Below are 21,732 nucleotides of genomic sequence, written 5' to 3' on the forward strand. Positions count from 1 at the left end.
TCAGTTCCTCCCCTTCAGGGAGTTAGGGGGTTGATTAGCGTGAACGGTGCAGCAGACCGCCAGGCATGAGCTCCTTGCGGATCACAGCCTTTACCTGGTCAGCGAGATTTGAGCCCATCAGGTCAATCTGCTCTTTCAGATCCTGGCCAAGCTTGGTCTCGCCGATCATGCCGGCGATGTCCCGGAGAATGTCCGAGGCGCTTCGGTCATTGATGGCGAAGCGATCAGCCGAAACCAAGAACTGCGAAGGCAGGCCCGGGCCAATCCCGGCGACGATGAAGGCCCTATCTATAAACACCTGGTCATCAGCTACTACGAATGGCGGCGGTTGTTCGGTCTTCGTGAGGTCGCCATAGCGAAAGCGAGTGACGCCATCGATAGAGATGGTCGTCAACCCGCCCTTTTGCGTGATGCGTGTTCCAGCGACTTTCGCCCTCGCCTGCCGCGCAGCTACCTCTTCGGCAGTTTCGTGGCGCTCGTAGGTCAGCGATGTCCGCACATCCGAGCCATCACGATCAAATGAGATGTCCTCGGTCGTGAACTCAGCGCTTGCTCGGCACTCTGCTGGGATATTCTCCAGCTCAGCCCCGATAAACGCCAGGCGCTCCAGCGCGTTGGCTGGAAGATCGTATTCCGACCAAGAGCCCGCCGTGACGGTGATCAACTGAGGATCGCTTGGCAGGGTGCCGACTTGGATCTGGGCGCTGTTGATTTCGAAGTCGCCGCTGACGTGGCCGAACTTCCAGCCGGAAACGCCCGGCACGTAGTTGCTGGATTGGATAGTGCCGGACATTTTCTGAGCCTCACAACGAGAAAAGCCCCAGCGAATGCTGAGGCCCTGAATAGGTGCGATGTCTTTCCATCAGTCAGCCAAAGACCTTCCCAGCGTCGACACCCAAGTGCATCGATCTCGCTGAACTGGTCTCGCACCACTCTGGAAGTCAGATGTGAACAGAGCGCGCGGGCTGCCGGTGTTTTTCCGTAGCGCTGCACTACCGGCTTATCAGCGTCCAGGCCTTCCGTGAGGCTGCCCTGGTTACAGGTGAAACTACAGATTCTTTTTGTGGATCCGCCAACCCATGGCGACACCGGGATGCAAATACTCGCCGGTGCGTGGATGGCGCGAGAAGTCGGTCTCGCCAACTTGGCGTGCGACCGCCTCCCATGCCGTTCTGGCGCGCTCCAGCAGATTGCTTTTGGCTTTCAGCTTCACGCGAACCCCTCCAGCAGGCTTAATTCGAGGCAATAAAAAACCCGGCACGGTGGCCGGGTTTCGTTCGTCACTCCTACACACGCAGGAATGACAGGATGGGTGAATAATGCGACATGGCGACATGACATTGCAAGCCCTTTTAAGGGACTATTTCACGCCGCCTCACCTTCCAGCACTCCGACTGCTTCAAGCATGTGTTGCGCCTCGACCAGAGCCTCGTTCACAAGCGACTCCAGCCCGTCCTTGATGGCCTTATTCCATCGCTGGTAAGTGCGCTCTGTAAGCCCTTGGGTATCCCAGTTCGTCATGTCGTAGTTCGACTCTGCAAGGACGATCATCTCGCCCGGCTTCGACTCAGCAACCGACCTGGCTTGCTTGTTGGCTCGCGCAACATCTGCGTCCGCTGCCTTGTTGCGCCAGTCCCACTGTCCCTCATCCTTGTTTTCCCGATGCTTTGGAGCTTTGACCTCGATCACGGCGCGCTTGATGCCTTTCGACTGCTGCGGCACAGCCCACACCAGTACCGCCTGCTGAGTGAAGCGCAGTGGAGCCGGCGAAGGCACAACCGCGACAAGCCGCCCGATGGAATCGATCTTGCGACCGCGGTGGGTGCTGTACTTCGCCACCAATGCATTCCAGTGGCGCGGGCTGAGCTGGGCATGCAGAAGCTTGTGCACGATGCAGTCAGCAAGTAGGGCCGCCTCCTTGCCGACGATCTCCCCCTTCTGCTTGGCGCACTGCACCTTTGGCTCAAAGTCGCAGCCGCCGGCGCTGTTGATCGTCTCGGACGCCAAGGCACGGATCACTGCGGAAATAACGTCTCGATAGATCATGCTACCTGCCCCTTTTTCAGCTCTCTGGTCTTTGCCCGGTACTCGGCGGTGATCGCCTTCAGGTCGTCGATGGTGTAGCGCTTTGGCTCGCTGGGCCCTAATAGGGCCTCTACGGCCTCGGCGCCGATGCGGCGGATCAGCTCAGGCTGATAGCCAAGGATGTTTCCGCTCAGGTGGTTGTTGCAGACTGAACAGGCGCGGTGCACGTTGAGCGGGTTAAACCTGTGTTCTGGCGACGATCCAACGCTGCGGAAGTGAGATGCGTGCCATTGACCGTCCCAGGTCGCGGGCTTGTTGCAGCTCACACAGCCAAGTGCGGCGTCACGCAGGCGTACCCAGGCGTTAAAAGCGGCTTGAGCCTCACGCATGTACTGCCCCTTAGGCTTAACGCGCTCCTTGGCCGCTCTCAGCTCCTTGCGGCCTACATCAGCGAGGGCCTTGCGGGCTTTGTTGGCGTTCACGTCCTTGATGGCCAGGCCGCACTTCGGACTGCACACCGCCTGCCCGAGGCGCTGAGGGACGAATGAGGCCCTGCATGCTGGGTTCTTGCAGGTCTTGGGCTTGGGCGCCTTCTTCTCGATGGCTACGCGCATGGCTCGGCCTCCTTGGCTTTTTGCTGCTCATGAGTGAAGTCACCGCGCAGGGGTATCAGGTTCTTTTCGTGCTTGATTGCCCACTCATCGCGGAATCGGCACATCCAGCCACCAATTCCCGCCGAAGGTCTGAACTGATATTTCTTCCCCGACACTGGTGAAACCACCACCTCGTTCGGCATGACGAAGTGCATGAGTTCCGCCGTCTGGCCCATGTAGCCACCAGATATCACCAGCGCCAGGTCGCCAGGCTTGAAGTTGTGGTTCATGCGGCCTCCTTGCTCAGCAGATCGGCAAAGACAACGCCCTGGCCGGTGAAGTAATTGGCCATGCGATCGGTGTACTGGACGCCCTGGGCGCGATTGAACAGGCTGGTCACCGGGAAGCCGTCCGGCCCGAACAGGTGGCATTCCCCCATCATGGTCAGCTTCGTTTCGTAGGGAAGATGGCGCATGACCCGGTACCACTCGGCCTGGAACCCTGCGTCCTCGTTCAACAAGATCTGCACGCCAAAGTGCAGCTTGCAGTAGCGTCGAGCGTCCGCCGCATCGCCGATCTGGGTCATTTCGGCGATTCGCTTGTACATCCCGAACCACAGCCGGTTCTGGTCGAGGGTGCGGTCCTTGCCCGGGCGTAGGGAGACCACCACAAACTTCTTGTCCCGGTACATGGCGGTCAAGCATGTGATGGCCTCGGTGAGCTTGGCCTGACAGTTGACGCTGATCTTGTCGTTCATTGCGCCACCCTCTTCGATTCCAACTCCTGCGCCTGCTTGATGAGCAGTGCCCGGCGATCTGCCAATTCGTTGGCCGCTGCAATCCGCATTTCGGTTTTTCGTTCGGCGCTGGCCATTCGCATTTCCATCATTGAGTTCTTGACCAGTTCCAGCTTCTTGCGCAGCACAGGCGCTGGCTGAGTGACGTTGCCAGTCAGCAAGCCAGCAATGGCGCGACCGTCTTCGGTGATCGGCTCAACGCTCAGGTCGGCGAGGTACTTCTGGGCGTGCTCGCGGGGGATGCGCTTCAGCTCCATTGCCTTGGTTACCGCCTGGATTCTGCGGTTGGCGTCAAAGCCCACAGAGACGTGCCAGTTGACAGGCTTGGCATCCTCTCGGGATTGGCCGACAAACCGCTCATACGCGCTGATGAAGGCCATCCTGGCGCCAATCTTGTCCCCGGCATCGAGCACAGGCTTTGCGGCGGCCAGGGCCAACTGGATTTCGTCGGTCAGGACAACGGTTTCGTATTCGTCGTTGGTGGTCATGGCGATAGCCCACGCTTCGTCCTTGCCTGGGCGACCGTCGGCGGCCTGGACGCGCTGAAGGATTGAGGCCAGGGTCAGCTTTCCGGTCAGCTCGCGGCGGCAGGCCCAAAGGGCGTTGGCGATCACGTCCATTGGATGTTCTGCCAGGTCTTCAGCCATCAGCTTGGCGGCTGGAGCGCTCAGGGTTTGCCCAAGGGTTTCAGCAGTGGCGCAGATGGCCATGCTCAGTTCAGCGGTTTCGGCGTAGGAAAGCATTGGGCGCACCTCCTTCGAGAATGCTGCGACTGGCTTCCTGGGCGGCGCTGATGTTGGCCTGGGTGTTCTCCATCTGGCGGGCGGTCACGGCGTTGACCTGGCGCCCTGTGAGCCACTGGGTTCGGATGCCCTCGGCACGCGAGACCAGCAATCCGAACTCGTGCGATGCGCGAATGAAGAACGAGTCGTTGATCGTCACGTAGAACGCGGCGACACCCGGAGCCTCTTCAGTCCCGAGACGCTGAACAAGTTGGGCAACCTGCCCATTGACCTTGGCGTTGCGCACCGGCTCCACGCCATAGCGCTCAAGGTAAGCGATGGTGTAGGCGTCCCAGGTGTTGGTGTTGGCAATCTGCGCGTCGGTCTTTTGCTTTTGCTTCGGCTTCAGAACCTTGATGTTCGTCGGCGCCGGAGCCTTGGCGACCGGCAAGGTTTTTGAATCCGGGTTCAGGACATCAGGAATCAGTGAATCAGGAATCAGAAGATCAGAATCAGAAGAGAGGGAATCAGCCCGAGTCGTACCGATAATTTCGGAACGAGTACCGAGAATATCGGAAGTGATACAACCTTCTGAAATAGAAGGAATTTCTGAGTCCTTCTCGTTCTTGTGCGGATTCTGGTGCTTGGTGAAGTTCACGACCTCGATGTAGGCCTTCCCGCTCGCCGTGTACCGAACGATGAAGCCTTTGTGCGCCAACCAGTGCAACATCGCGTCAACGTCGGCTTCGCGGTAAGGGAAGATTTCGGCCTTGATGCGCAGAGGGCGATCCTCAAGACGGCCCTCTTTATCAGCCAGCAGCCATAGACCCTGGAACAGAAGGGTGCATAAGGGGTGTCCAACGCCGAGTATCTCATTGGTGAACAGCGCGGGTTTTATGTTGCGCGCGCGGGCCATTACTTGGCTCCTTTGCCGACAAGGCCGGCCAATTCAAGGAAGCGATCCACGTACCAGTGCGGGGCGGTCTCGCGGGGGTTGTTGGGACTGGTCAGGTTCTTGCCATAACGAAGGCCCTTATCAGTCACCGACCAGAAGTCGACGACGCCGCGCTTGGTGCTGTTGCGCTGGCACTTCTTGATAAAGCCGTTGGCAGCCAACAAGCGGTTGAAGGCCGTGGCCGTGCTGGCTATCCCGTTTTCTTTGATGAGGTCGGTGATGGGCTTGGTTTCCATCGAAGATCCGCCAGTAGCGTCTGGAGCGGCGTCGATGGCATAGCCAGGGAGGAATTTCGCATCCAGTCCGTTATTGGCGGCGATCTGCGCAAGCATCATCATTTTGCTGGAGGGTGCCGGCTTCAGTAGACGATCGAAGCATTCCAGAATGGCGAGTTCGCCAATGACCTTGGAGTTGTTCGTGTCCTGGGCAGTGTAAGAACCAGTCTTTCGAATAGTCGGCAGCACCTGGCCCACCACCCATTCTTCGAACTGCTCAGCAGCCGGAAGCTTGGACTTCATCACCAGACGGTAGAGATCGCGCTCAGGGATGATTTGCACTGCGCGAACCTGACCTCCCATTTCGGTATGGCAGGTACTGACCGCTTTGCAGTGGACATTGATCGCCTTCGACGTGTTGGAGTAGCCGAGGGCTTCGGCGATGTCCTTGGCGATGAACCAGGGCTCCCCGTGACCGTCGTCAATTACGCGGACAGGGAAACCGTGGAAGTCGAAAGGAGTCACTGGCTTAATCCGCGCCACGTTTTCAGATTGCGAAAAACGTGGCGCTGGATTATTCAGGGCCTGTACATCGAGATTAGAGGTGTGCATAATCGGCTCCAGATTGAAACGATTTTTGCAAGCGCTGTGAAAGAGCCGGGATTGCGCCCCGGCTTTTTTGTGCCTGCGATTTGGGTTTATGGGTTGAGGTCTTCATCAGTCCCTCCTTTTTCAGGCCCTAATACGGCCTTCGGCGGGTCACGCCTTGTTGTTGGTAGATGCCGGATCTTTCCGGCCCCTCTTGGCCTGGTCTTCTCGAAAAAGCGTTCCGCTCCAAGCTTTGCGGCGTACTCGTCAGGGGTCATCCCTGCCGCTGCTGCCAACCGTTCAAGCTTTTCGTAGAGGCGCCCATCGATCCCGTGGCAGATCGTGGTTTCAGGCACACGGCCTCCTTAAGGGCCTTCAGGCCTGCATGTGTTTCCCGTTAACATCCAGCTCAACGATGCTTTCCAGCTTTTCCTCGACGCACATGCGAACGAAAACCGCGAGCTGGAGCTTGTGCAGGCGCGCGACAGCCTTCAGCGCCTCGTAGGTTTCGTCGTCATAGCGGGACTTGATCTCCCGGTCTTTCAGGTGGCGCGTATCGTGATATGCCATTGGTGAGGCTCCTTGGTTGTTCGAAAGGGTTAAGCGGCGGATTTTTGGGACGGGAACGGACGCTGCTCTTGAGCAGAAAGGCTGCCGTCCTCTTCAAGGATCACGAACACGTCTCGACCTACACGAATCGCCTTGCTCAAGGCTCCTTGTGTGCAGCCGAGCATCTGCGCGGCCTTTGTGTGGCCATGCTCTTTGGCAAATTCGGTAAGCGGGATACGGCGCATTGCGGCGTCCTCAATGTAGAAACTCTATCCAAGTATGACCGCCGGTATTGTTGATAGTCAATACCGGCGATATTGGTTATGCGAATACCGTAGGTAATAAGATCGCAGCATGAAAAAAGACAGCCGAAAACTACCCCTCACAGATGAGCAGATTCGTGAAAGCGATCTTCTGAAGGCTATCTACACGCGCAAGAAGCCAGAGCTTGGTTTCACTCAAGACAAAATCGCAGCAGATTTGGGTGAAGGTGTTTCGCAAGGTGCGGTCAGCCATTTCATGAATCGCCGGACGGCGCTCAACATCAAGGCAGCTTCAGTTTTCGCCAAACACTTAAAGGTTCCGGTTGAGGAGTTCAGCCCTCGACTGGCTAGCGAGCTGAAAAACCTCACTGATACACCCGCCACCGCCGAGGATGAGTCGGGCAGCGAGAATGACGACAATTTCGCCTTCATTCCGCAGTACACCGCGAAGGCAGCGGCAGGCCTCGGACATGAGAACCCTCATGTGGAGTCAGTGAACACTCTCGCATTCAAGCGGGAATGGCTGCGCGCTAAGGGGCTCAACTCAAAGCACTTGATAGCTATCTCTGCCGACGGCGACAGCATGTGGCCAACGATCAATGACCATGACGTACTGCTGCTGGATACGTCCAAGACTGAACCGGCCGACCGCCAGATCTTCGTGCTCACTAGTTCGGACAAAGGAACAATTGTAAAGCGGCTGATCAAGACCGCCATGGGCGGCTGGATCATTCGGAGTGACAACGACGACTGCGACGACTATGCGGATGTGATGCTGGCGCGCAGCGAAGTGAACGAACACCGCATCATCGGCAAGGTGGTCTGGCGCGGCGGGGATTTGTAAGTCATGCCCCTCACCAAGCCCAGCCAGCAACTCCACCTCGATCTGAAAGAGGCTGCTGCAATTCTCAAGTGGTCAGGCGTCGATCTGATGAGGATGGCCGTTCGTCTTTCTGAAGAGGGCTTTGAGAGCTATTCCAGAGAGATACTCACGATCCTCTCAGGGTTTCCGGACGCTGAGGACAAGCTGGTGGGTTATGCGGATGAGGTGAAGGCGGGTCTAGTGGTAAGAGATCTGTCGAAGCCGAGCAAATAGAAACGCGGAAGCCTATCAACCGAGCATGGATGTCAATGAATGAGCAAGGAAACATGGCTAGAGGACTGCCGCACATGGTGCCGACAGATAAAGTATCTAGCTGAAGAAATCGAATGGTCAGAAAAACCATCTCATAGCGGCTGGAAAGAGGCTACGAGCCTCCTACTCGATGATCGCAGGGTCACTATCCCTCACCTCTACTTCAAGGGCGAGTTTCAGGCCGGCCGGATGGGAGATCGAGTGACCTACGGGCTGATGCACAAGGACGGCAAGGAAAGGCGTCGGGTGTTCATGCTAGAAATATGGCCCGAGCACCAGCGCTCTCATAGGTTTAAAGATGGCACCCCGCTTTTCGGCCCCCACATACATCTAGGCGACTATCGACTGGAAGAAATTACTCGGCACGTTAGATCATCTATCACTGGTGCCGCTGAGCGGGGCTGGGTTGACCGCTTTGTACGTCACGCTAGAATCAAGAGCGGGCGAGGCTCTATAGAGCCGCCGTTCGGTCTCGATCTTTTTGGACAATAGCCATGTGCGCTCTCGGGTGTGGGAACTTCTTTACCAAGGCCGGGTGGCATTGCCAGACAATAAACGCTGGCAGTGGGCCAGCTACTTACATAAGCAGCCCAATCACGCTACCGGGCGGGAAACCTCTTGATTTTTACCTGGTCCAGCGTGGCGATCTCGTAGAATTCACCGATGATGGCGTCACGCTATTCGCGTTGAAATCTATTGGGTACGCCCTTTCTGACAAGAGAAATTGGAGAGGGCTAGATAATCTCGGGGCAAAATTCGGCTTTCAGCTGTCTGACTCCGGCGCATTCGAGGCTATTTTCCCGCTAGCAGATATGGATCTATGGGGCTCGAATATTATTCGATTGATGGCTGCCGTCGCGACATGGGAAGAGGAGCGATCCGCAGAGGGCGATAATGATTTCTCTCTGACCGATGAAATAGAACTGCTCTTGAGGGCAAAGGAGCCAGGTCGCGCGCTGACAAGGAACGCTGTTTTGCATGTAGGCAAGGTTGAAATGTCATTCGATTTCCTGTGGGGCAGTACTTACATCGACGCCGTTGCCCCTATTCCTCAGTCGGTCAACCCAAAACTCAGGAAGGCTGTACTTATTAGTAAGGTCGATGATCCAGCGGATGTACTTTTCATCGTGGATGATCGAGGCAGCAAAAGAAAAAAAGCCGAGGACGAAGTTTCCGTTCTCGGAGGGCTTGCTGCCACCACGTTGTTTAGCGACTTCCAGCAGCACTATGGATCCTCGATCCACTGAGTATCAGCCCGGCCCAGCGCCGGGCTTCTTGTTTCTGGCCTTCCTTGATCGCCTCCTAAATTGGTCTACGATTACATAGTCGAGCTACTGGTCCCCCAACTGGCTCGACTTTGCCCGCACATGCGGGCTTTTTTGTATCTGCCCTTCCTGCATTACCCCCTACCCCTCGCAGGCATCGACCTGCACCGCCTGCACCGCCTGCACCGAACGGTACGACCTGCTGATTTGTGGTCGGCCTGCACCTGACCGGGTCGCGAACTGAGCCCGCCATTGAGCGGGCTTTTTATCGCCTGCATCCCACAGGAGTACAAAAGTACTCTCGCCATCTTGCCTTTTACCCATGGATAAAATACTGTTTATTCATACAGTAAATCAGAGATAAATCATGGCAAAAGCAAAGGCAGCACCGAAACCACCCTCCTCTTACGAGCTGCTGGGTATGCGAATCCAGAGGGCGATCAATACGCCCAAGGCCCAGCTCTCGAAGTCGGTGCTGCTGGAGCGTTCAGAAGATGATGCTGCCGCCGACTGGGACCGCATCCTGGATGAGATAGCCGAAAACGAGAACGTCACCATCGCTCACCGCGATGACGGCCTGATACAGCTATTCTGGACCGTGCCGAAAGAAGACTGACCGCCCGCCTGAGCCCGCCTCTGCTGCGGGCTTTTTTACGCCAGTCGAAAAATATATGACCGGAGGTATTGACCAATACACAATACCGGCGGTATTGTTCACCCCATCGAGTCACCCAACAGGGACTCGCCAGGGCCTCACGGCCTGACCCGCTCTTTAAAAATTCAGAAGACGATCCCGCTGCGGAAATAACAGCGGGGCCGCCTGTCCGGCAAGGACAGGGAGGGCCGATGCAAAGGCTCTGTCAAAAACTAACTATTAAGCCGCTACGCCTCTACTGGGGACCGGCGATCTGATCTGACCTACCGCCTGGGGAGTGACTTGGGTGCTGGAAGGAAACGCAGGGAGAACCTGCGGCGGATCGAGGGATACCGAACTGGCGAATGATCCAGATATGCGTAGCGAGAAGAAACAGAGATGCCGGGCCGCATATTGCAGCCCGGATGCTCTCCAGGTGGCCCTACTCAGGACCACGCGGAAAGCAGGAGAGCGAGATGAACGAAGAACAGATCGAACGGTTTCGCCAGATCGTTCAGGAGATAGCGACGGATGAAAGCGTCACTTTTGGTGAGGCTTTCTCCATCGCTTCAAACTACCTGGCCTACTGGGTAAGCGAGATGCCTAAAGGCAGAGCGTTCGCTGGTGGTGGCTCACATCAAGCAGGCTTCAGCCAGCCAGACCAGTCGCTTGACTCAGAGACAAACACTGAAGGATCGGCCGGGTAGGAGAAGGGGGCGGCAATAGTCTTAACTTTCTCCCTCAGCTCATAGGTTCCCAGCGAGCTTGCTCCGTAGTAGGTGCCAGGCGGCATCCTGAGAACCCCATTATCCCCTTGAACCGTCCTCTTGAGGCCAAGCGCTTCCAGCGCCTTATGTAGGTCTGCGTATTCCTCGCTGTCAGCCTTGAAAATCTCAACCCGCACCATGTAATTCGCCATTACTACATTCCTTGTTTCGACTGTGGAAGTCGAAGCATATGGATTTCCCTCGACTGTGGAAAGCGAGGAAACAGGGAGCCTGCCCCTGTAAAAACAGGCGACCACATTGATTCAAGCCGGTGACCGACGCCAGTAGCGGGTCACGGCGGAAAGCATCACTGAGCAGCCTTCTTGCGAGGGCTGCTTGGGATGACAACCGAGGAATAGGCTATGAGCAAAGAAGTGGCGATCAAGTATGAATGCGGGCAGTGCTACGAGCGTCACGACTGTGAAGACGGCGCCCACGAGTGCTGCCAGCCAGAAGTGAGCACGATCTACTTCTGTCCGATCTGTGATTCAGAGCACGACCAAATGAAAGGCGCCGAGAGATGCATTCTCGGTCATGCCGATCTGGAGGGCGCTGACAGTGAGTATTGCCCGAGCTGCCTGAGACCTGCTGAGCGAGCGCAGTTCAAGATTGAGATCGCGGTGGCTGGACATTGCAGCACCTGCAACCCGATCTACTCGCCAGAGCAGAACCTGCAGATCAAATACGCGCTTGAGCCAAAGGATCTTTGATTGCGTGCGGACCTTTTCACTGATGCCCATCCAGAGCGGTGGGCATCGGGAAAACAACCGGAGGCTACTTATGACCTCAATGACTTCGCTCCTTACGCTGGAGCGGCTTAAGCAGGCAATTGTCTACGACTCGGAAACAGGGTCTATGCGACACAAAGGCCGCCAGGGCGTGCGTGATGGATCATCTGCTGGGGCCCTTGATGCTGAGGGTTATCTGGTGGTTCGTATCGACGCTATCAAGCACCGCGCAAATCGACTGGCTTGGCTGTATATGACCGGCAAACAGCCGGAAGGACAGATCGATCACATAAACGGCATCAGGTCGGATGACCGGTTCTGCAATCTGCGGATGGTTTCAAACAAACAGAATGGCAGAAACCAGCGCAAACAAAGCGGCAACAAGAGCGGCGTCACCGGCGTTTGCTGGCATAAGCGCTACTCGAAATGGCTCGCTCAGATCCGAGTAGATGGCAAATACATCTACCTCGGCATGTTCAGCAGTATTGAAGCCGCAGCGGCAGCACGAAAGGCCGCAGAGGTAGAGCACGGTTTTCACGAAAACCACGGAAGAACATCGGCTCAATACCGGCACCTGTAGCAAACACGACAGCCTGTCGTTAACTACCCGATCCTTTCTATGAGAGCGCATCGGATATAGCTCGGCCTTCTGCGTGATAGCAGGGTGGCCACCTTGTCCCGAGCCTGAGCGGATTTTGCCGCGGCGTAGACGGGCAACACTCGGAGGGATTCGAGCTATATCCGATGCGGATGAGTTCACACGGCGCAACGCCGCCCCCTGCATCAATCACCTATGACGACCTACCACGATCCGTAGCCAGTAGCTGGATCGTGCGCAGATGGCTCCCTGCTGATTCAGGTAGCCATCTGGTTTCACAAATGCCTCTAGACCCCCTGGAGGTATTTGGAAGCCTTACCAATTGGAGCGGCAGCGATGGACAAGAAAAAACCTCAGTACAAAATGGCTGACGCTGAAATTGTTTCAGCAGAGGCCCTGTGGCCCGATAGCGATCAATGCAAAGGCAAGTTCGTCGCACGTGGCGTCTTTGTTTTCGAAGACGGCGAGCGCGGAAATGAAGGCCGCACGTCTTTGATTGTTGCCGGCAGCATCAAAGAAGGTTTCGTTGAAACCCTGAATTCAGTTTACACCTTTGTATAGCCCTCTCCTTGCACGTCAGCCAGACGAAAATTGGCCCGATCCTTTCCTTGGGGAGACTCGTATAGGGAGAGGCTGCATCGGAGTGTGATCTTCAACCCAGTGGGCGCGGCCTTAATGGCGGCAAGAGCAGGTAGCGCTGCTCATCAGCTAAAACGCAAACGAGCGGGGTGGTAGCTGACTCCACCCGCCAAGGATCTCGTGGAATGAGCCTTGGATTACCCCGAGTTGACGGTTGACCACAAGATCACACTACCAATGCAGGTACAGCTGCACACGCCTGATTGGACGGCGTACTTCCCCTGTACGACCAACTGGAGGATGCCGCCATGTGAACTCACACCCAGGCGCTCGACCGCCACCCCAGCGTGACGTAGGGAGGTCTATGTGACGCAACAAAAAGCCCGGTTTCGACTGGGCTTTTTTACGCGCCGACTTACCAGATCGGAGTCGCAGATGAAAACAATCAGCACCGACGTTGTTTCTTTGCTCCGTTACGATCCTGCCGACGGCGCTATGTACTGGAGGCTCAGGCAGGCACATCAAGTCAACCACCCCGAACTGCTTGATCTCTGGAACAGAAAGTACGCTGGAAAACGGGCGGGCACGTCGAACAGAGACGGCTACGAAGTGATACGGGTGGGCGGCGATCAGTTCCGCACCAACCGACTCGTTTGGGAGTTGCATCACGGGCCTATCCCGGATGGCTTGCAGATAGACCACATAAATGGCGATCGACGGGACAATCGTGCCGCCAACCTTCGCGCTGTAACAGCGGCCGAAAACAACAAGAACATGAGGCTTTCGCACCGCAACACCAGCGGGATTCTCGGGGTATTTTTCGTTCACTGCGACCAAAGATTCCAAGCCCACATAGTCGTTGATAGGAAGCACATCTACCTCGGCTATCACAAAACCCTAATTGACGCAGCGGCTGCAAGGAAATCGGCAGAGCTTCGCCATGGGTTCCACCCAAATCACGGACGTTGAGCCATCGCCTAACCGGGTGAACCAACGAATGGAGAGAGTCATGGACTATATGGCAAGTCAAATGGACCGGCAGATTGAAGGTTCGCAAATGGCATATGCAGCAGCAATGGAAGACGGTCGGCAGCCAGCATTCCCGGTAGCGGATTACGACCATCAGATATTTAACCCGGCAACTGTTGACGAGGCAAAACGGCAACTGTCTGGAATGAGCCTGCGCGACTACTTTGCAGCCAAGGTGATGCAAGGGATGTGTGCGGCTCCCTATCACCCTGCCAGCGACGAAAAAATGTTGGCCCGAGATGCATATACGGTCGCCGACGCAATGCTAGCCGCCCGTTCCGCCTAACCCCAAACACTGGAGGTCGCCATGAGCGATGAACAGTTCGACTGCCCGCTGTGTGGCGACCATACAGACACGCTGCACGAAGGTTACTGCGAGGCATGTTGCACCAGTAATCAGGCGTCGCTGGACGATCACAATTTCCAGCATGACCGCTGGGAGCAGTTGAGCGACAGCCAGCGCGCTTCCGAAATCAATAGGACCCACCGATAACGCCACCTGGAGGCGACCATGCACCCTGACATTCAATCGCGCCGCGACATCGTCGACGGCCTGCATCAGCGTTCCCGTCTCGCCACCATTGAACTGTACCGGTTGATCGGCCGGCCTGAGCCAGTGGTCGCCTTCCGAATGGTGGTCAAGCCTGCGGGCCGCGACTTCTTCCATGTGGTGGATACCCGGACCGACAAGGTGATGGGCTTCCGCCGCAACCACAACGAAGCCTGTGCGCTCGCTCGGCGCCTGGAGTCGGAGCGCTCCCGGTGAGCCTACAGCAGCGTGACCACGACACAGCCGTAGGGTGGATCAATGCAGAACTTGCTGAGCTTCGCAGAAATGTAGGGAAACCCAACGCCAGCTCCGCAGCGCGCTCGGCGATTACCCTGGCCTTCCTTCTGCGGGCTATCAGTGATACCGAGCAGCGAGAGTTTCAGGCTCGTATCGACGAGATCTACGCCGACTACAAGCCCTCTCACGCTACTGCCGCCTAAAACCTTCCGAATACCAAGCGCGGCGCCTTCTGTTGCCGTGATGGAGGCTCTATGTCTCAAGAAAGTAAATCACCTCTCTCGGCTGCCGATCTGCGGACCATCGCTCACGCTGCGCCAACCGCAAAGATCGAGCGCGAAGAACTTGATGCTGCCCACCGCCAGGCGGAACGGGAGCGCATCGAAAGGCTTGGCGGGTCGGCTGAGTTGGTATTGGACCTGGAGGCCAGGCTTGCAGCTGCCGTCGATGACAAGAAGCGCGCACAGATCGAGTCGACCTACGCCAAAAAGAAGCTGGAGCAGGTTTTCGAGTCTGTCAGCACTGCGGTTGGTCGGGACGTGCGGCAACTCAGCGTTGTGCACCTCGGCATGGCGCTAACGGACAGCCAGTCGAAGCTGGTGACGCTGGCCGGGCACATCGACAAGGCTCGGACGCTGGATGACTTGGTGATTCTCAAGCGAGTAGCCAGCAACCTCGGCGTTATCCAGCCACAAACCATGGCCCAGGCAGCCCAGTTGATGGGATTGAGTCACCGGAGGGCTGTATGAGCCCCGCAATGGCCGCCCAGTTCGACTGGATGACTCAGGGCGCGTTCTCGCCCGAGCGATTCACCGGTGACGAGCGCAAACAATACGAAGAAGCCGCCCGCCGCATCCAGCGGCAGTGGGACAACCAACCAAGCTGAGGATACTCAAATGTTCAAGAAAGCCGAACGCAAGCAGGCCAAGCTACGGCTGGCACTTGCTGGGCCGTCTGGATCAGGCAAAACCTACTCCGCTCTTCTCCTAGCGCAGGGGCTTGGCGGGCGTATCGCGGTGCTAGACACCGAACACGGCAGCGCGTCACTTTACGCTGACCTGGTCGACTTCGACGCGATGGAGTTGCACGCGCCGTACTCGCCAGAGCGCTATATCGAAGTCATCGCCGCCGCCGAGCAGGCAGGGTACGAAACCCTTGTCATCGACAGCTACTCGCATGAGTGGACTGGTTCCGGTGGATGCCTTGAGATCAACGAAGCCGTTGCTCACCAGAAATTCCGTGGCAACACCTGGGCAGCCTGGAACGAGACCACGCCGCGCCACCGGAAGCTGACGGACAAGATCCTCACCAGCTCAATGCACATCATCTGCACCATGCGCAGCAAGACGGAGACGGTTCAGGGCGAGGGTAAGAAAATCCTCAAGCTGGGCATGAAGTCCGAGCAGCGCGACGGCACCGACTACGAATTCACCGTGGTGCTGGACCTAACCCACGACGGTCACACGGCCACCGCCAGCAAGGACCGAACGAAGCTGTTCGACCAACCTGAGCTGATCAGCGCAGATACCGGTGTGCGCCTGCTGACCTGGCTGAACTCTGGTCTGAACCCAGAAGAAAGGGCCAAGGAGCTTCTGGTGGATGCTTTGGCTGATATTGCTTCAGCTAAGGACATGGCCTCCCTCCAATCCGCGTTCAATGCGGCCAAGGCGATTGCCGTCGGATTTGACGACCTGGTTCAACAGGTCGTGTCAGCCAAAGACAAACGCAAAAACGAACTCTCCTCACAAAGGCAATCGGCATGACCGCATACATCTTCGACAGCGAAACAACTGGCCTCAACGATCCACACCTAATCGAGGCAGCATGGCTCCAATTGGAAAGCATCAGCAGCCTCGCGGTTACAGCTGACTTCCTCCAGCGCTACAAGCCTGGCAAGCCAATCGAGTTGAGTGCTCTGGCAACCAGTCACATCCTCGACGAAGAGCTTGCTGGCTTTCACCCGCACACCGACTTCAACCTGCCGATCGATGTTGAGTATTTGATCGGTCACAACGTGGATTACGACTGGCGCGTCATTGGCGAGCCGGATGTAAAGCGCATCTGCACGCGGGCGCTGAGTTCCAAACTCTGGCCGGACGCCGACAGCCACACCCAGTCCGCAATGATCTACCTGCACTACCGTGCCGAAGCGACAGGCCTGCTCCGCAACGCCCACGCAGCTCTGGATGACGTGAAGAATTGCAGGCTGCTGCTGGTAAAGATCCTCGATCAACTCGCTGCCGAGCGTGGCCCGGCAGGAACTCGTAATGTCCATATCTCAGGAAAAGCTGAAAGAGCTGCTGCATTACAACCCGGTCACCGGCGTGTTCACCTGGGTTATTGGCCGCAGCCGGACTGCCGCCGGTACTGCGGCGAACACCAAAGATCGGAAGGGTTATTTGAAGGTGGTCATCGACAAAAAGCCCTACTACCTACATCGACTCGCGTTCCTGTTTATGGTCGGTGAGTTTCCTCCTGACCTGGTTGATCACATAAACGGCGATCGTGCGGACAACCGGTGGAGCAACCTCAGGCCCGCCACTTACTTGGAAAACGCCAGGAATCAAAAACTCAATAGCGGGAACCTGACCGGTGTTCGCGGCGTTTCCTGGGATGAGCGTTCAAGCTGGAAGGCATACGCCTATCAAAACAACAGGCAGATTTTCCTCGGAAGATTCGATTCGCTGTTTGAGGCCGCAGCAGCGCGTAGATCGTTCGAGTTGCAGCACAAGTACCACGGAAACCACGGCCGCAACCCGGTGACCATGCGCAGCAAAATCCCCGTCGTGTATGTGGCTGGTCCATACCGGGCCGCCAGTCGAGAAAAGATCGCCGACAACATCATCGCTGCACGGGCAGTCGCCGTTGCCGCTGCCCGCCTGGGATGGTTTCCAATCTGCCCGCACACCAATACAGCGCACTTCGACGATGACCTGCCAGACCAGGACCAATTCTTTCTGGACGGCACTCTGGCGCTGATGGAGCGATGTGACGCCGTCGTGCTGGTCAATGGCTGGGGATGCAGCCAGGGAACGCTTGGAGAGATCCGGCGCGCCCGCGAGCTTGGCATGCCGATTTACGAACAACTTGAAGACTTCCCGACTGCCGCCCAGTTCTCCGGCATGACGGTTGTGAATGCCCATGATCTGGTAACGAGGGAGGCTGTATGAGCGACGTAAAGCGCTATCACGTAACCGATGCCGGGCTCGTTGAGGGCCAGGCCCTTGGCAGAATCAACGTTGTGCTCGGCGCCGATCACGACCGGGTAACCGCCGAGCGTGACGCCCTGCAACAGCGCCTGACCGCAGCGGATGAGCGGGCGGATGTGCTGGAGGGGTTGTTGAGGGATATCAACGACGCACCCGGAGGGAGCCAGTTCAAGAAGCACATCGACGCCGCACTCAATCCAGCGCCAGGTGAGCCGGATCGCATCAACGGCATGATCGAGACGGTTGGCGGTGAGTACGCCGTCATAATCGACCGGGCGAACAGCCACTACGGCTGGACCTTCAAGAAGCACCCCGATGGCCAGTGGGTGTCAGGCCGCAAGGCAACTGAAAGGGAAATGATTGCCGCACGTTCGCACGCCCAGAACACAAAACAGCTGTAACCCCTCCCCCTTCAAAGTCAGCCGCTATAGCGGCAAGGACGAAGTCATGCCTGAAGAAAAGATTGCGTTCATCAACAGTGCGCCTGCGAAGTGCGGCTGCAAAATGGATTTCAGCTCCGGCGGTGGCGAGTACTCAGACGTGCTCTACGTGACGCCCTGCACGATACACCGCCCCAATCGCTTCGGCCCCGTGGAGGTTCAGCGCGATAAGGATGGCTGGTGGTATCACCCAAACATCCCGAGCTTTGGCGAAGGCGAAGACCCGACGCCCTACATTGCCTGGGTTAAGGAACAGGGGCTGGAGCTGAAAGGCTGGCACTCTGGCGACGAAACCTACGACCTTCCAGATGAAGATGCCGCCTGTACCGCCTGGAATCCCGAATCGCCAGGGCCTGAGTGGTTCCTGATGGGGATTTTCGACACGGATGATGGCCCCTACGTCCAATGGGCGCACCGGGTGACACCATGATCGCCACCCTCTGGTTCGCCTACGTCTTCATCTACAAGGGGCCGAGGCCATGAGCGAGTACCAGCTCTATCTCGGCGACTGCCTGGAGGTCATGAAGCAGTTGCCAGACGCCAGCGTCGACATGGTGCTGGCCGACCTGCCATACGGCACCACCCAGTGCGCCTGGGACACCATTATCCCGCTCGAGCCGCTCTGGCGTGAGTACTTGCGCATTGCCAAGCCCGAGGCCGCCATCGTGCTGTGCGCGGCCCAGCCGTTCGCCTCGATGCTGGTGGCGAGCAACCCGAAGCACTACAGGTACGAATGGATCTGGGAGAAAGGCAACGCAACCGGCTTCCTAAACGCCAAGAAGCAGCCGCTGCGGGCACATGAAAGCGCCCAGGTCTTCTATCGCAAACAGCCGGTGTACAACCCGCAGATGTCAGCCGGGCATGAGCGCAAGACCGCGAAGCGAAAGACGGTGAACTCTGAGTGCTACGGCAAGGCATTAGCACTCACCGAATACGACTCGACGGAGCGGTACCCGCGGTCGGTGCAGTTCTTTTCCAGCGACAAGCAGACCGGCAGCTTTCACCCGACGCAGAAACCAGTGCCGTGGATGTCGTTCCTAGTCAGCACCTACACGCAGCGCGGCCAGGTGGTGCTGGATAACACCATGGGCAGCGGTACCACAGGTGTGGCCTGCATGAAGCTGGGTAGGCAGTTCATCGGCATCGAGCGTGACCTCGACGAGGACGGCAACCGCCTCGGCTACTTCGATATCGCCCATCAACGAATCATCGACGCAATTACCGAGCGCGACGTACCGGTACCGCAAATCAATCTGTTCGCAACAGCCTAACCCCAATCCCCCTACATGCCTGCCGGTGAGCCGACTCAGGGTAGCTGGCTGTCGATCCAGCGCTCAGCAGCGGCCATCGCCTCATCAATGGCGGCTGGGTAGTCGGGCCAAGGCCCCATCAGTTCGGCAGCGACTTCGCCCAGGCCATGAATGGGCGCCGGCTCGATGATCTTGGCAGCGACCGGTGCTTTGTCGTTAGGGCGCCGCCAGACGAACTTGAGAAACATCGTGTGACCCCGATACGCGTAAGTAATCGGAATATCTAGTTGATGTGACACATGCCCTCCTGGCGACTTATTGGATTGAATACCTGTTGTACACCTATCTAAACGAATCAGACATCTAGGCAAAAGGCCACTACTCCACTTCCCTATGTGCCTGCCGGTGAGCGGCGGGCGAGGCATGCACGCATGAAAAGCTCGGCCACTAAAGATGTTCTCGATGAAATGACAAAGGATGAACTGGTTGCCTGGATCAGGAACCAGCACTTCTTCCGCCCCAAGCGAAGCGACGTTCTATATCTGCGCTGGGAACGGCAATCCGCCGAAGTTCTCGACGAGATGCAAAAGGAAAACCGGGCGCTGGATGGTGTGGATTTCAAGGCGCGCGATCGGCTTGCGGTCCGATTCAATGATTCGAAAGACCCAGAAGAAAAATTTCGGCTTCTCAAGCAAATCGAGCCTTACGACAAGGCCATGTCAGACCACATCAAACGCTCACAGGCCATCGACAGGAAAAGCAAAAGAGTCGATGCCCTCTACGAGCAGATCGACGTAGAGCGCCAGAAAGAGAACGGGCTCCGGTCAGCGTAACCCCACCTCACCAACCTTCTGCCGCCCAGCGCGGCAAGGACACCACATGTTCGCTATGAAACTCACCCTGATCCTGCTGGGCGCTTTGCTGTACCTGGCCGGCACCAGTTGCTGGATCTTCTGGATCGGCCCCGGACTGGTCATGGACGGAGAGATATCTGACCTCCTGTACGCATTCGCCGGCACCTGCGCCTGGATGCTGATCACCTTCGGCCTGGTCATCCACATCATCAAGACAGCGCGCCCCACAGTGGGCGGGAGGTAAGTATGGCAAATAGAAGCGCGGCCCAGGCTGCGCCCATACTCCCGCGCTTCATTCGCGCGGGCGAGGCTTACGGGTACCTCGGCATGTGCCGGGATGTATTCAACAAGACGGTGCGCCCTTACGTCCGCGAATTCCCCATAGGAAAACAGGGGGTCGGGTTTGATCGGCTGGAGCTTGACGCATGGGCGGACGCCTACGTCGAGAGCAAGTCGATTGAAAAGGCGGCCAATCAGGACAACAATCAGCCCCGCAGCGAGCGCCAGGCGCGGGCCACAGGAGCAACGCCATGGCCCAAAAAGCAATCACCGGCCTCCAGCAAATGCCGAACGGCATCTGGAAGATCGACAAAAAATACAGAGGAGAGCGAATTCAAGAGAGTACTGGCACTTGTGACCGCACCGAAGCAGAGCAGTACCTGATCCACAAGCTGGAGAAGTTGCGCCAGCAGAAGGTGTACGGCATTCGGCGGGTTAGGACGTGGCGGGAGGCGGCGACTCGCTTCCTGCTGGAAGTAAAGGATCAGGCATCCATCCATATTTCGGCGACCTATATGGAGCAGCTCGACCCGTTCATTGGCGACATGCCGCTGACTCACATTGATGACGACGCGCTTGCCCCATACGTGCGATCGAAGCTGAACCCGGCGACGGGCAAGCCGGTCACGAACAGGACTGTGAACATCGCGCTACAGCGGGTTATCCGGGTTTTGAACCTCTGCGCACGAAAGTGGCGAGATGAAGAGCGCCGGCCATTGCTCGACGTGGTTCCGATGATTTCTCTGCTGGATGAGAAGACGAACAGCCGGAAGCCCTACCCGCTTTCGTGGGAAGAGCAGTCGATCCTGTTCGCCGAGCTTCCGGCGCACCTTCAGACCATGGCAATGTTCAAGGTCAACACGGGCTGCCGGGAGCAGGAGGTTTGCAAACTTCAGTGGAATTGGGAGATTGCCGTACCTGAGCTGGGAACGAGTGTGTTCCTGATACCGGCTGGATTTGGAGGAAGGAGCGCAAGGGCTGGCGTGAAGAACCGGGACGAGCGCCTGGTCGTGATGAATGACGTTGCCAAGTCAGTGATCGAGAAGCAGCGCGGCAAGCATCCGCTCTACGTGTTCCCGTTTGGCAAGCCAGATGGTGAGGGGAATGAAACGACGGTTCACCGCATGAACGACTCAGCCTGGAAGAAGGCGAGGATTCGGGCGGCGAAGAAGTGGCAGGAGAAGTTCTTGCGGCCGGCACATGACGGCTTTGCCAGAATCCGCATTCACGACTTGAAGCACACCTTTGGGAGAAGGCTGCGTGCTGCTGGCGTGACGGAGGAGGATCGGAAAGCGCTGCTCGGCCACAAGAACGGAAGCATTACCAGCCACTACTCAGCGGCGGAACTGGATCAGCTTATTGCGGCGGCAAACAAGGTATCAGCAACCGACTCGCGCGCACCAGCGCTGACGATTCTGAAAAGGAGGGAAGCGTGAAGAAAAAGGCCAGGGTCACTCGGAAAGTCACTATGG

At 57.3% G+C, this 21,732-nt stretch carries 38 protein-coding genes; 25 read left to right on the plus strand and 13 right to left on the minus strand.

Annotation, left to right across the window (positions count from 1 at the left end; genetic code table 11):
- Positions 1-34: 34 nt before the first annotated feature.
- The 12 genes from ACP7E3_RS29275 to ACP7E3_RS29330 all read right to left on the minus strand — a co-directional run bounded on the left by ACP7E3_RS29275 (position 35) and on the right by ACP7E3_RS29330 (position 6,688).
- Positions 35-793 (minus strand): hypothetical protein, encoded by a 759-nt coding sequence (locus ACP7E3_RS29275; RefSeq protein ID WP_426125202.1) that lies wholly within the window; start codon positions 791-793, stop codon positions 35-37.
- 255 nt (positions 794-1,048) lie between these two features.
- Positions 1,049-1,213 (minus strand): hypothetical protein, encoded by a 165-nt coding sequence (locus ACP7E3_RS29280; RefSeq protein WP_154220638.1) that lies wholly within the window; start codon positions 1,211-1,213, stop codon positions 1,049-1,051.
- A 152-nt stretch (positions 1,214-1,365) separates the two neighbouring features.
- A complete protein-coding gene (locus ACP7E3_RS29285) occupies positions 1,366-2,046 on the minus strand; it encodes a hypothetical protein (RefSeq protein WP_426125204.1) in 681 nt (226 codons plus the stop codon).
- A complete protein-coding gene (locus ACP7E3_RS29290; protein WP_426125206.1) occupies positions 2,043-2,639 on the minus strand; it encodes a recombination protein NinG in 597 nt (198 codons plus the stop codon). Before ACP7E3_RS29290 ends, ACP7E3_RS29285 begins: the two co-directional genes overlap by 4 nt.
- Positions 2,630-2,908 (minus strand): hypothetical protein, encoded by a 279-nt coding sequence (locus ACP7E3_RS29295; protein WP_426125208.1) that lies wholly within the window; start codon positions 2,906-2,908, stop codon positions 2,630-2,632. The genes ACP7E3_RS29290 and ACP7E3_RS29295 overlap by 10 nt, the downstream gene beginning before the upstream one ends.
- Positions 2,905-3,375, minus strand: a complete 471-nt coding sequence (locus tag ACP7E3_RS29300) for a hypothetical protein (protein WP_426125209.1) — start codon at positions 3,373-3,375, stop codon at positions 2,905-2,907. The genes ACP7E3_RS29295 and ACP7E3_RS29300 overlap by 4 nt, the downstream gene beginning before the upstream one ends.
- Complete coding sequence (locus ACP7E3_RS29305; RefSeq protein ID WP_426125211.1) at positions 3,372-4,157, minus strand: hypothetical protein; 786 nt, start codon at positions 4,155-4,157, stop codon at positions 3,372-3,374. The genes ACP7E3_RS29300 and ACP7E3_RS29305 overlap by 4 nt, the downstream gene beginning before the upstream one ends.
- Entirely contained in the window at positions 4,132-5,052 is a 921-nt protein-coding gene (locus ACP7E3_RS29310; RefSeq protein WP_426125213.1) for a hypothetical protein, read from the minus strand. The genes ACP7E3_RS29305 and ACP7E3_RS29310 overlap by 26 nt, the downstream gene beginning before the upstream one ends.
- On the minus strand, positions 5,052-5,918 hold the full coding sequence (locus ACP7E3_RS29315) for a BRO-N domain-containing protein (RefSeq protein ID WP_426125215.1): 867 nt from the start codon (positions 5,916-5,918) through the stop codon (positions 5,052-5,054). Before ACP7E3_RS29315 ends, ACP7E3_RS29310 begins: the two co-directional genes overlap by 1 nt.
- A gap of 86 nt (positions 5,919-6,004) precedes the next feature.
- A complete protein-coding gene (locus ACP7E3_RS29320) occupies positions 6,005-6,250 on the minus strand; it encodes a hypothetical protein (RefSeq protein WP_060765665.1) in 246 nt (81 codons plus the stop codon).
- Between the two features lie 19 nt (positions 6,251-6,269).
- Positions 6,270-6,464: a hypothetical protein gene (locus ACP7E3_RS29325; RefSeq protein WP_053254928.1), complete on the minus strand. Its 195-nt coding sequence runs from the start codon at positions 6,462-6,464 to the stop codon at positions 6,270-6,272.
- Positions 6,465-6,493: 29 nt separating this feature from the next.
- Complete coding sequence (locus ACP7E3_RS29330) at positions 6,494-6,688, minus strand: Cro/CI family transcriptional regulator (RefSeq protein ID WP_060765666.1); 195 nt, start codon at positions 6,686-6,688, stop codon at positions 6,494-6,496.
- A 109-nt stretch (positions 6,689-6,797) separates the two neighbouring features.
- On the opposite strand from ACP7E3_RS29330, the gene ACP7E3_RS29335 reads away from it, so the two are divergent.
- From ACP7E3_RS29335 to ACP7E3_RS29435, 21 genes are all read left to right on the plus strand, one after another.
- The gene (locus ACP7E3_RS29335; protein WP_060765667.1) at positions 6,798-7,550 is read left to right on the plus strand and encodes a LexA family transcriptional regulator; all 753 of its coding nucleotides are present in this window, start codon (positions 6,798-6,800) and stop codon (positions 7,548-7,550) included.
- A 3-nt stretch (positions 7,551-7,553) separates the two neighbouring features.
- On the plus strand, positions 7,554-7,802 hold the full coding sequence (locus ACP7E3_RS29340) for a hypothetical protein (protein WP_426125218.1): 249 nt from the start codon (positions 7,554-7,556) through the stop codon (positions 7,800-7,802).
- A gap of 533 nt (positions 7,803-8,335) precedes the next feature.
- Entirely contained in the window at positions 8,336-9,088 is a 753-nt protein-coding gene (locus ACP7E3_RS29345; RefSeq protein WP_426125220.1) for a DUF1828 domain-containing protein, read from the plus strand.
- A 385-nt stretch (positions 9,089-9,473) separates the two neighbouring features.
- Positions 9,474-9,722: a DUF1654 domain-containing protein gene (locus tag ACP7E3_RS29350; RefSeq protein ID WP_060765683.1), complete on the plus strand. Its 249-nt coding sequence runs from the start codon at positions 9,474-9,476 to the stop codon at positions 9,720-9,722.
- A gap of 494 nt (positions 9,723-10,216) precedes the next feature.
- On the plus strand, positions 10,217-10,447 hold the full coding sequence (locus ACP7E3_RS29355; RefSeq protein WP_426125222.1) for a hypothetical protein: 231 nt from the start codon (positions 10,217-10,219) through the stop codon (positions 10,445-10,447).
- Between the two features lie 422 nt (positions 10,448-10,869).
- Positions 10,870-11,217 (plus strand): hypothetical protein, encoded by a 348-nt coding sequence (locus ACP7E3_RS29360; protein WP_426125224.1) that lies wholly within the window; start codon positions 10,870-10,872, stop codon positions 11,215-11,217.
- A 70-nt stretch (positions 11,218-11,287) separates the two neighbouring features.
- The gene (locus ACP7E3_RS29365; RefSeq protein ID WP_426125226.1) at positions 11,288-11,815 is read left to right on the plus strand and encodes an HNH endonuclease signature motif containing protein; all 528 of its coding nucleotides are present in this window, start codon (positions 11,288-11,290) and stop codon (positions 11,813-11,815) included.
- 354 nt (positions 11,816-12,169) lie between these two features.
- A complete protein-coding gene (locus ACP7E3_RS29370) occupies positions 12,170-12,394 on the plus strand; it encodes a hypothetical protein (protein WP_426125228.1) in 225 nt (74 codons plus the stop codon).
- 453 nt (positions 12,395-12,847) lie between these two features.
- Positions 12,848-13,381: an HNH endonuclease gene (locus ACP7E3_RS29375; RefSeq protein ID WP_426125230.1), complete on the plus strand. Its 534-nt coding sequence runs from the start codon at positions 12,848-12,850 to the stop codon at positions 13,379-13,381.
- Positions 13,382-13,421: 40 nt separating this feature from the next.
- Positions 13,422-13,727 (plus strand): hypothetical protein, encoded by a 306-nt coding sequence (locus ACP7E3_RS29380; protein ID WP_426125232.1) that lies wholly within the window; start codon positions 13,422-13,424, stop codon positions 13,725-13,727.
- A gap of 21 nt (positions 13,728-13,748) precedes the next feature.
- Entirely contained in the window at positions 13,749-13,934 is a 186-nt protein-coding gene (locus ACP7E3_RS29385; RefSeq protein ID WP_426125233.1) for a hypothetical protein, read from the plus strand.
- 18 nt (positions 13,935-13,952) lie between these two features.
- Positions 13,953-14,207, plus strand: a complete 255-nt coding sequence (locus tag ACP7E3_RS29390) for a hypothetical protein (RefSeq protein ID WP_426125235.1) — start codon at positions 13,953-13,955, stop codon at positions 14,205-14,207.
- Positions 14,204-14,431, plus strand: coding sequence for a hypothetical protein (locus tag ACP7E3_RS29395; RefSeq protein ID WP_426125237.1), 228 nt, complete (start codon positions 14,204-14,206; stop codon positions 14,429-14,431). The genes ACP7E3_RS29390 and ACP7E3_RS29395 overlap by 4 nt, the downstream gene beginning before the upstream one ends.
- 51 nt (positions 14,432-14,482) lie before the next feature.
- Positions 14,483-14,977: a hypothetical protein gene (locus ACP7E3_RS29400; protein ID WP_426125239.1), complete on the plus strand. Its 495-nt coding sequence runs from the start codon at positions 14,483-14,485 to the stop codon at positions 14,975-14,977.
- The gene (locus ACP7E3_RS29405) at positions 14,974-15,114 is read left to right on the plus strand and encodes a hypothetical protein (protein ID WP_426125241.1); all 141 of its coding nucleotides are present in this window, start codon (positions 14,974-14,976) and stop codon (positions 15,112-15,114) included. Before ACP7E3_RS29400 ends, ACP7E3_RS29405 begins: the two co-directional genes overlap by 4 nt.
- Positions 15,115-15,124: 10 nt before the next feature.
- Entirely contained in the window at positions 15,125-15,991 is an 867-nt protein-coding gene (locus ACP7E3_RS29410) for an ATP-binding protein (RefSeq protein ID WP_426125243.1), read from the plus strand.
- On the plus strand, positions 15,988-16,695 hold the full coding sequence (locus ACP7E3_RS29415; protein ID WP_426125245.1) for a 3'-5' exonuclease: 708 nt from the start codon (positions 15,988-15,990) through the stop codon (positions 16,693-16,695). Before ACP7E3_RS29410 ends, ACP7E3_RS29415 begins: the two co-directional genes overlap by 4 nt.
- The gene (locus ACP7E3_RS29420; RefSeq protein WP_426125290.1) at positions 16,685-17,398 is read left to right on the plus strand and encodes an HNH endonuclease; all 714 of its coding nucleotides are present in this window, start codon (positions 16,685-16,687) and stop codon (positions 17,396-17,398) included. The genes ACP7E3_RS29415 and ACP7E3_RS29420 overlap by 11 nt, the downstream gene beginning before the upstream one ends.
- Positions 17,395-17,838, plus strand: coding sequence for a hypothetical protein (locus ACP7E3_RS29425; protein WP_426125247.1), 444 nt, complete (start codon positions 17,395-17,397; stop codon positions 17,836-17,838). The genes ACP7E3_RS29420 and ACP7E3_RS29425 overlap by 4 nt, the downstream gene beginning before the upstream one ends.
- 46 nt (positions 17,839-17,884) lie before the next feature.
- The gene (locus ACP7E3_RS29430) at positions 17,885-18,307 is read left to right on the plus strand and encodes a hypothetical protein (RefSeq protein ID WP_426125249.1); all 423 of its coding nucleotides are present in this window, start codon (positions 17,885-17,887) and stop codon (positions 18,305-18,307) included.
- A 49-nt stretch (positions 18,308-18,356) separates the two neighbouring features.
- Positions 18,357-19,148, plus strand: a complete 792-nt coding sequence (locus tag ACP7E3_RS29435) for a DNA-methyltransferase (RefSeq protein WP_426125250.1) — start codon at positions 18,357-18,359, stop codon at positions 19,146-19,148.
- A 35-nt stretch (positions 19,149-19,183) separates the two neighbouring features.
- Here the strand turns inward: ACP7E3_RS29435 and ACP7E3_RS29440 are convergent, their stop codons facing one another.
- Entirely contained in the window at positions 19,184-19,426 is a 243-nt protein-coding gene (locus tag ACP7E3_RS29440) for a hypothetical protein (RefSeq protein ID WP_426125252.1), read from the minus strand.
- A 132-nt stretch (positions 19,427-19,558) separates the two neighbouring features.
- Here ACP7E3_RS29440 and ACP7E3_RS29445 point away from each other — a divergent pair, with 132 nt between their 5' ends.
- The 4 genes from ACP7E3_RS29445 to ACP7E3_RS29460 are packed head-to-tail and all read left to right on the plus strand — an operon-like array spanning position 19,559 to position 21,696.
- Positions 19,559-19,960: a hypothetical protein gene (locus ACP7E3_RS29445; protein WP_426125254.1), complete on the plus strand. Its 402-nt coding sequence runs from the start codon at positions 19,559-19,561 to the stop codon at positions 19,958-19,960.
- A gap of 46 nt (positions 19,961-20,006) precedes the next feature.
- A complete protein-coding gene (locus ACP7E3_RS29450; protein WP_426125256.1) occupies positions 20,007-20,225 on the plus strand; it encodes a hypothetical protein in 219 nt (72 codons plus the stop codon).
- A 2-nt stretch (positions 20,226-20,227) separates the two neighbouring features.
- Positions 20,228-20,644 carry a hypothetical protein gene (locus tag ACP7E3_RS29455; RefSeq protein WP_426125258.1) on the plus strand — a complete coding sequence of 139 codons (417 nt, stop codon included), beginning with the start codon at positions 20,228-20,230 and terminating at the stop codon, positions 20,642-20,644.
- The gene (locus tag ACP7E3_RS29460; RefSeq protein WP_231590024.1) at positions 20,545-21,696 is read left to right on the plus strand and encodes a tyrosine-type recombinase/integrase; all 1,152 of its coding nucleotides are present in this window, start codon (positions 20,545-20,547) and stop codon (positions 21,694-21,696) included. Before ACP7E3_RS29455 ends, ACP7E3_RS29460 begins: the two co-directional genes overlap by 100 nt.
- Positions 21,697-21,732: the final 36 nt, after the last annotated feature.

The sequence above is a fragment of the Pseudomonas sp. PSPC2-3 genome, assembly GCF_049898265.1.
GTDB lineage: Bacteria > Pseudomonadota > Gammaproteobacteria > Pseudomonadales > Pseudomonadaceae > Aquipseudomonas > Aquipseudomonas veronii.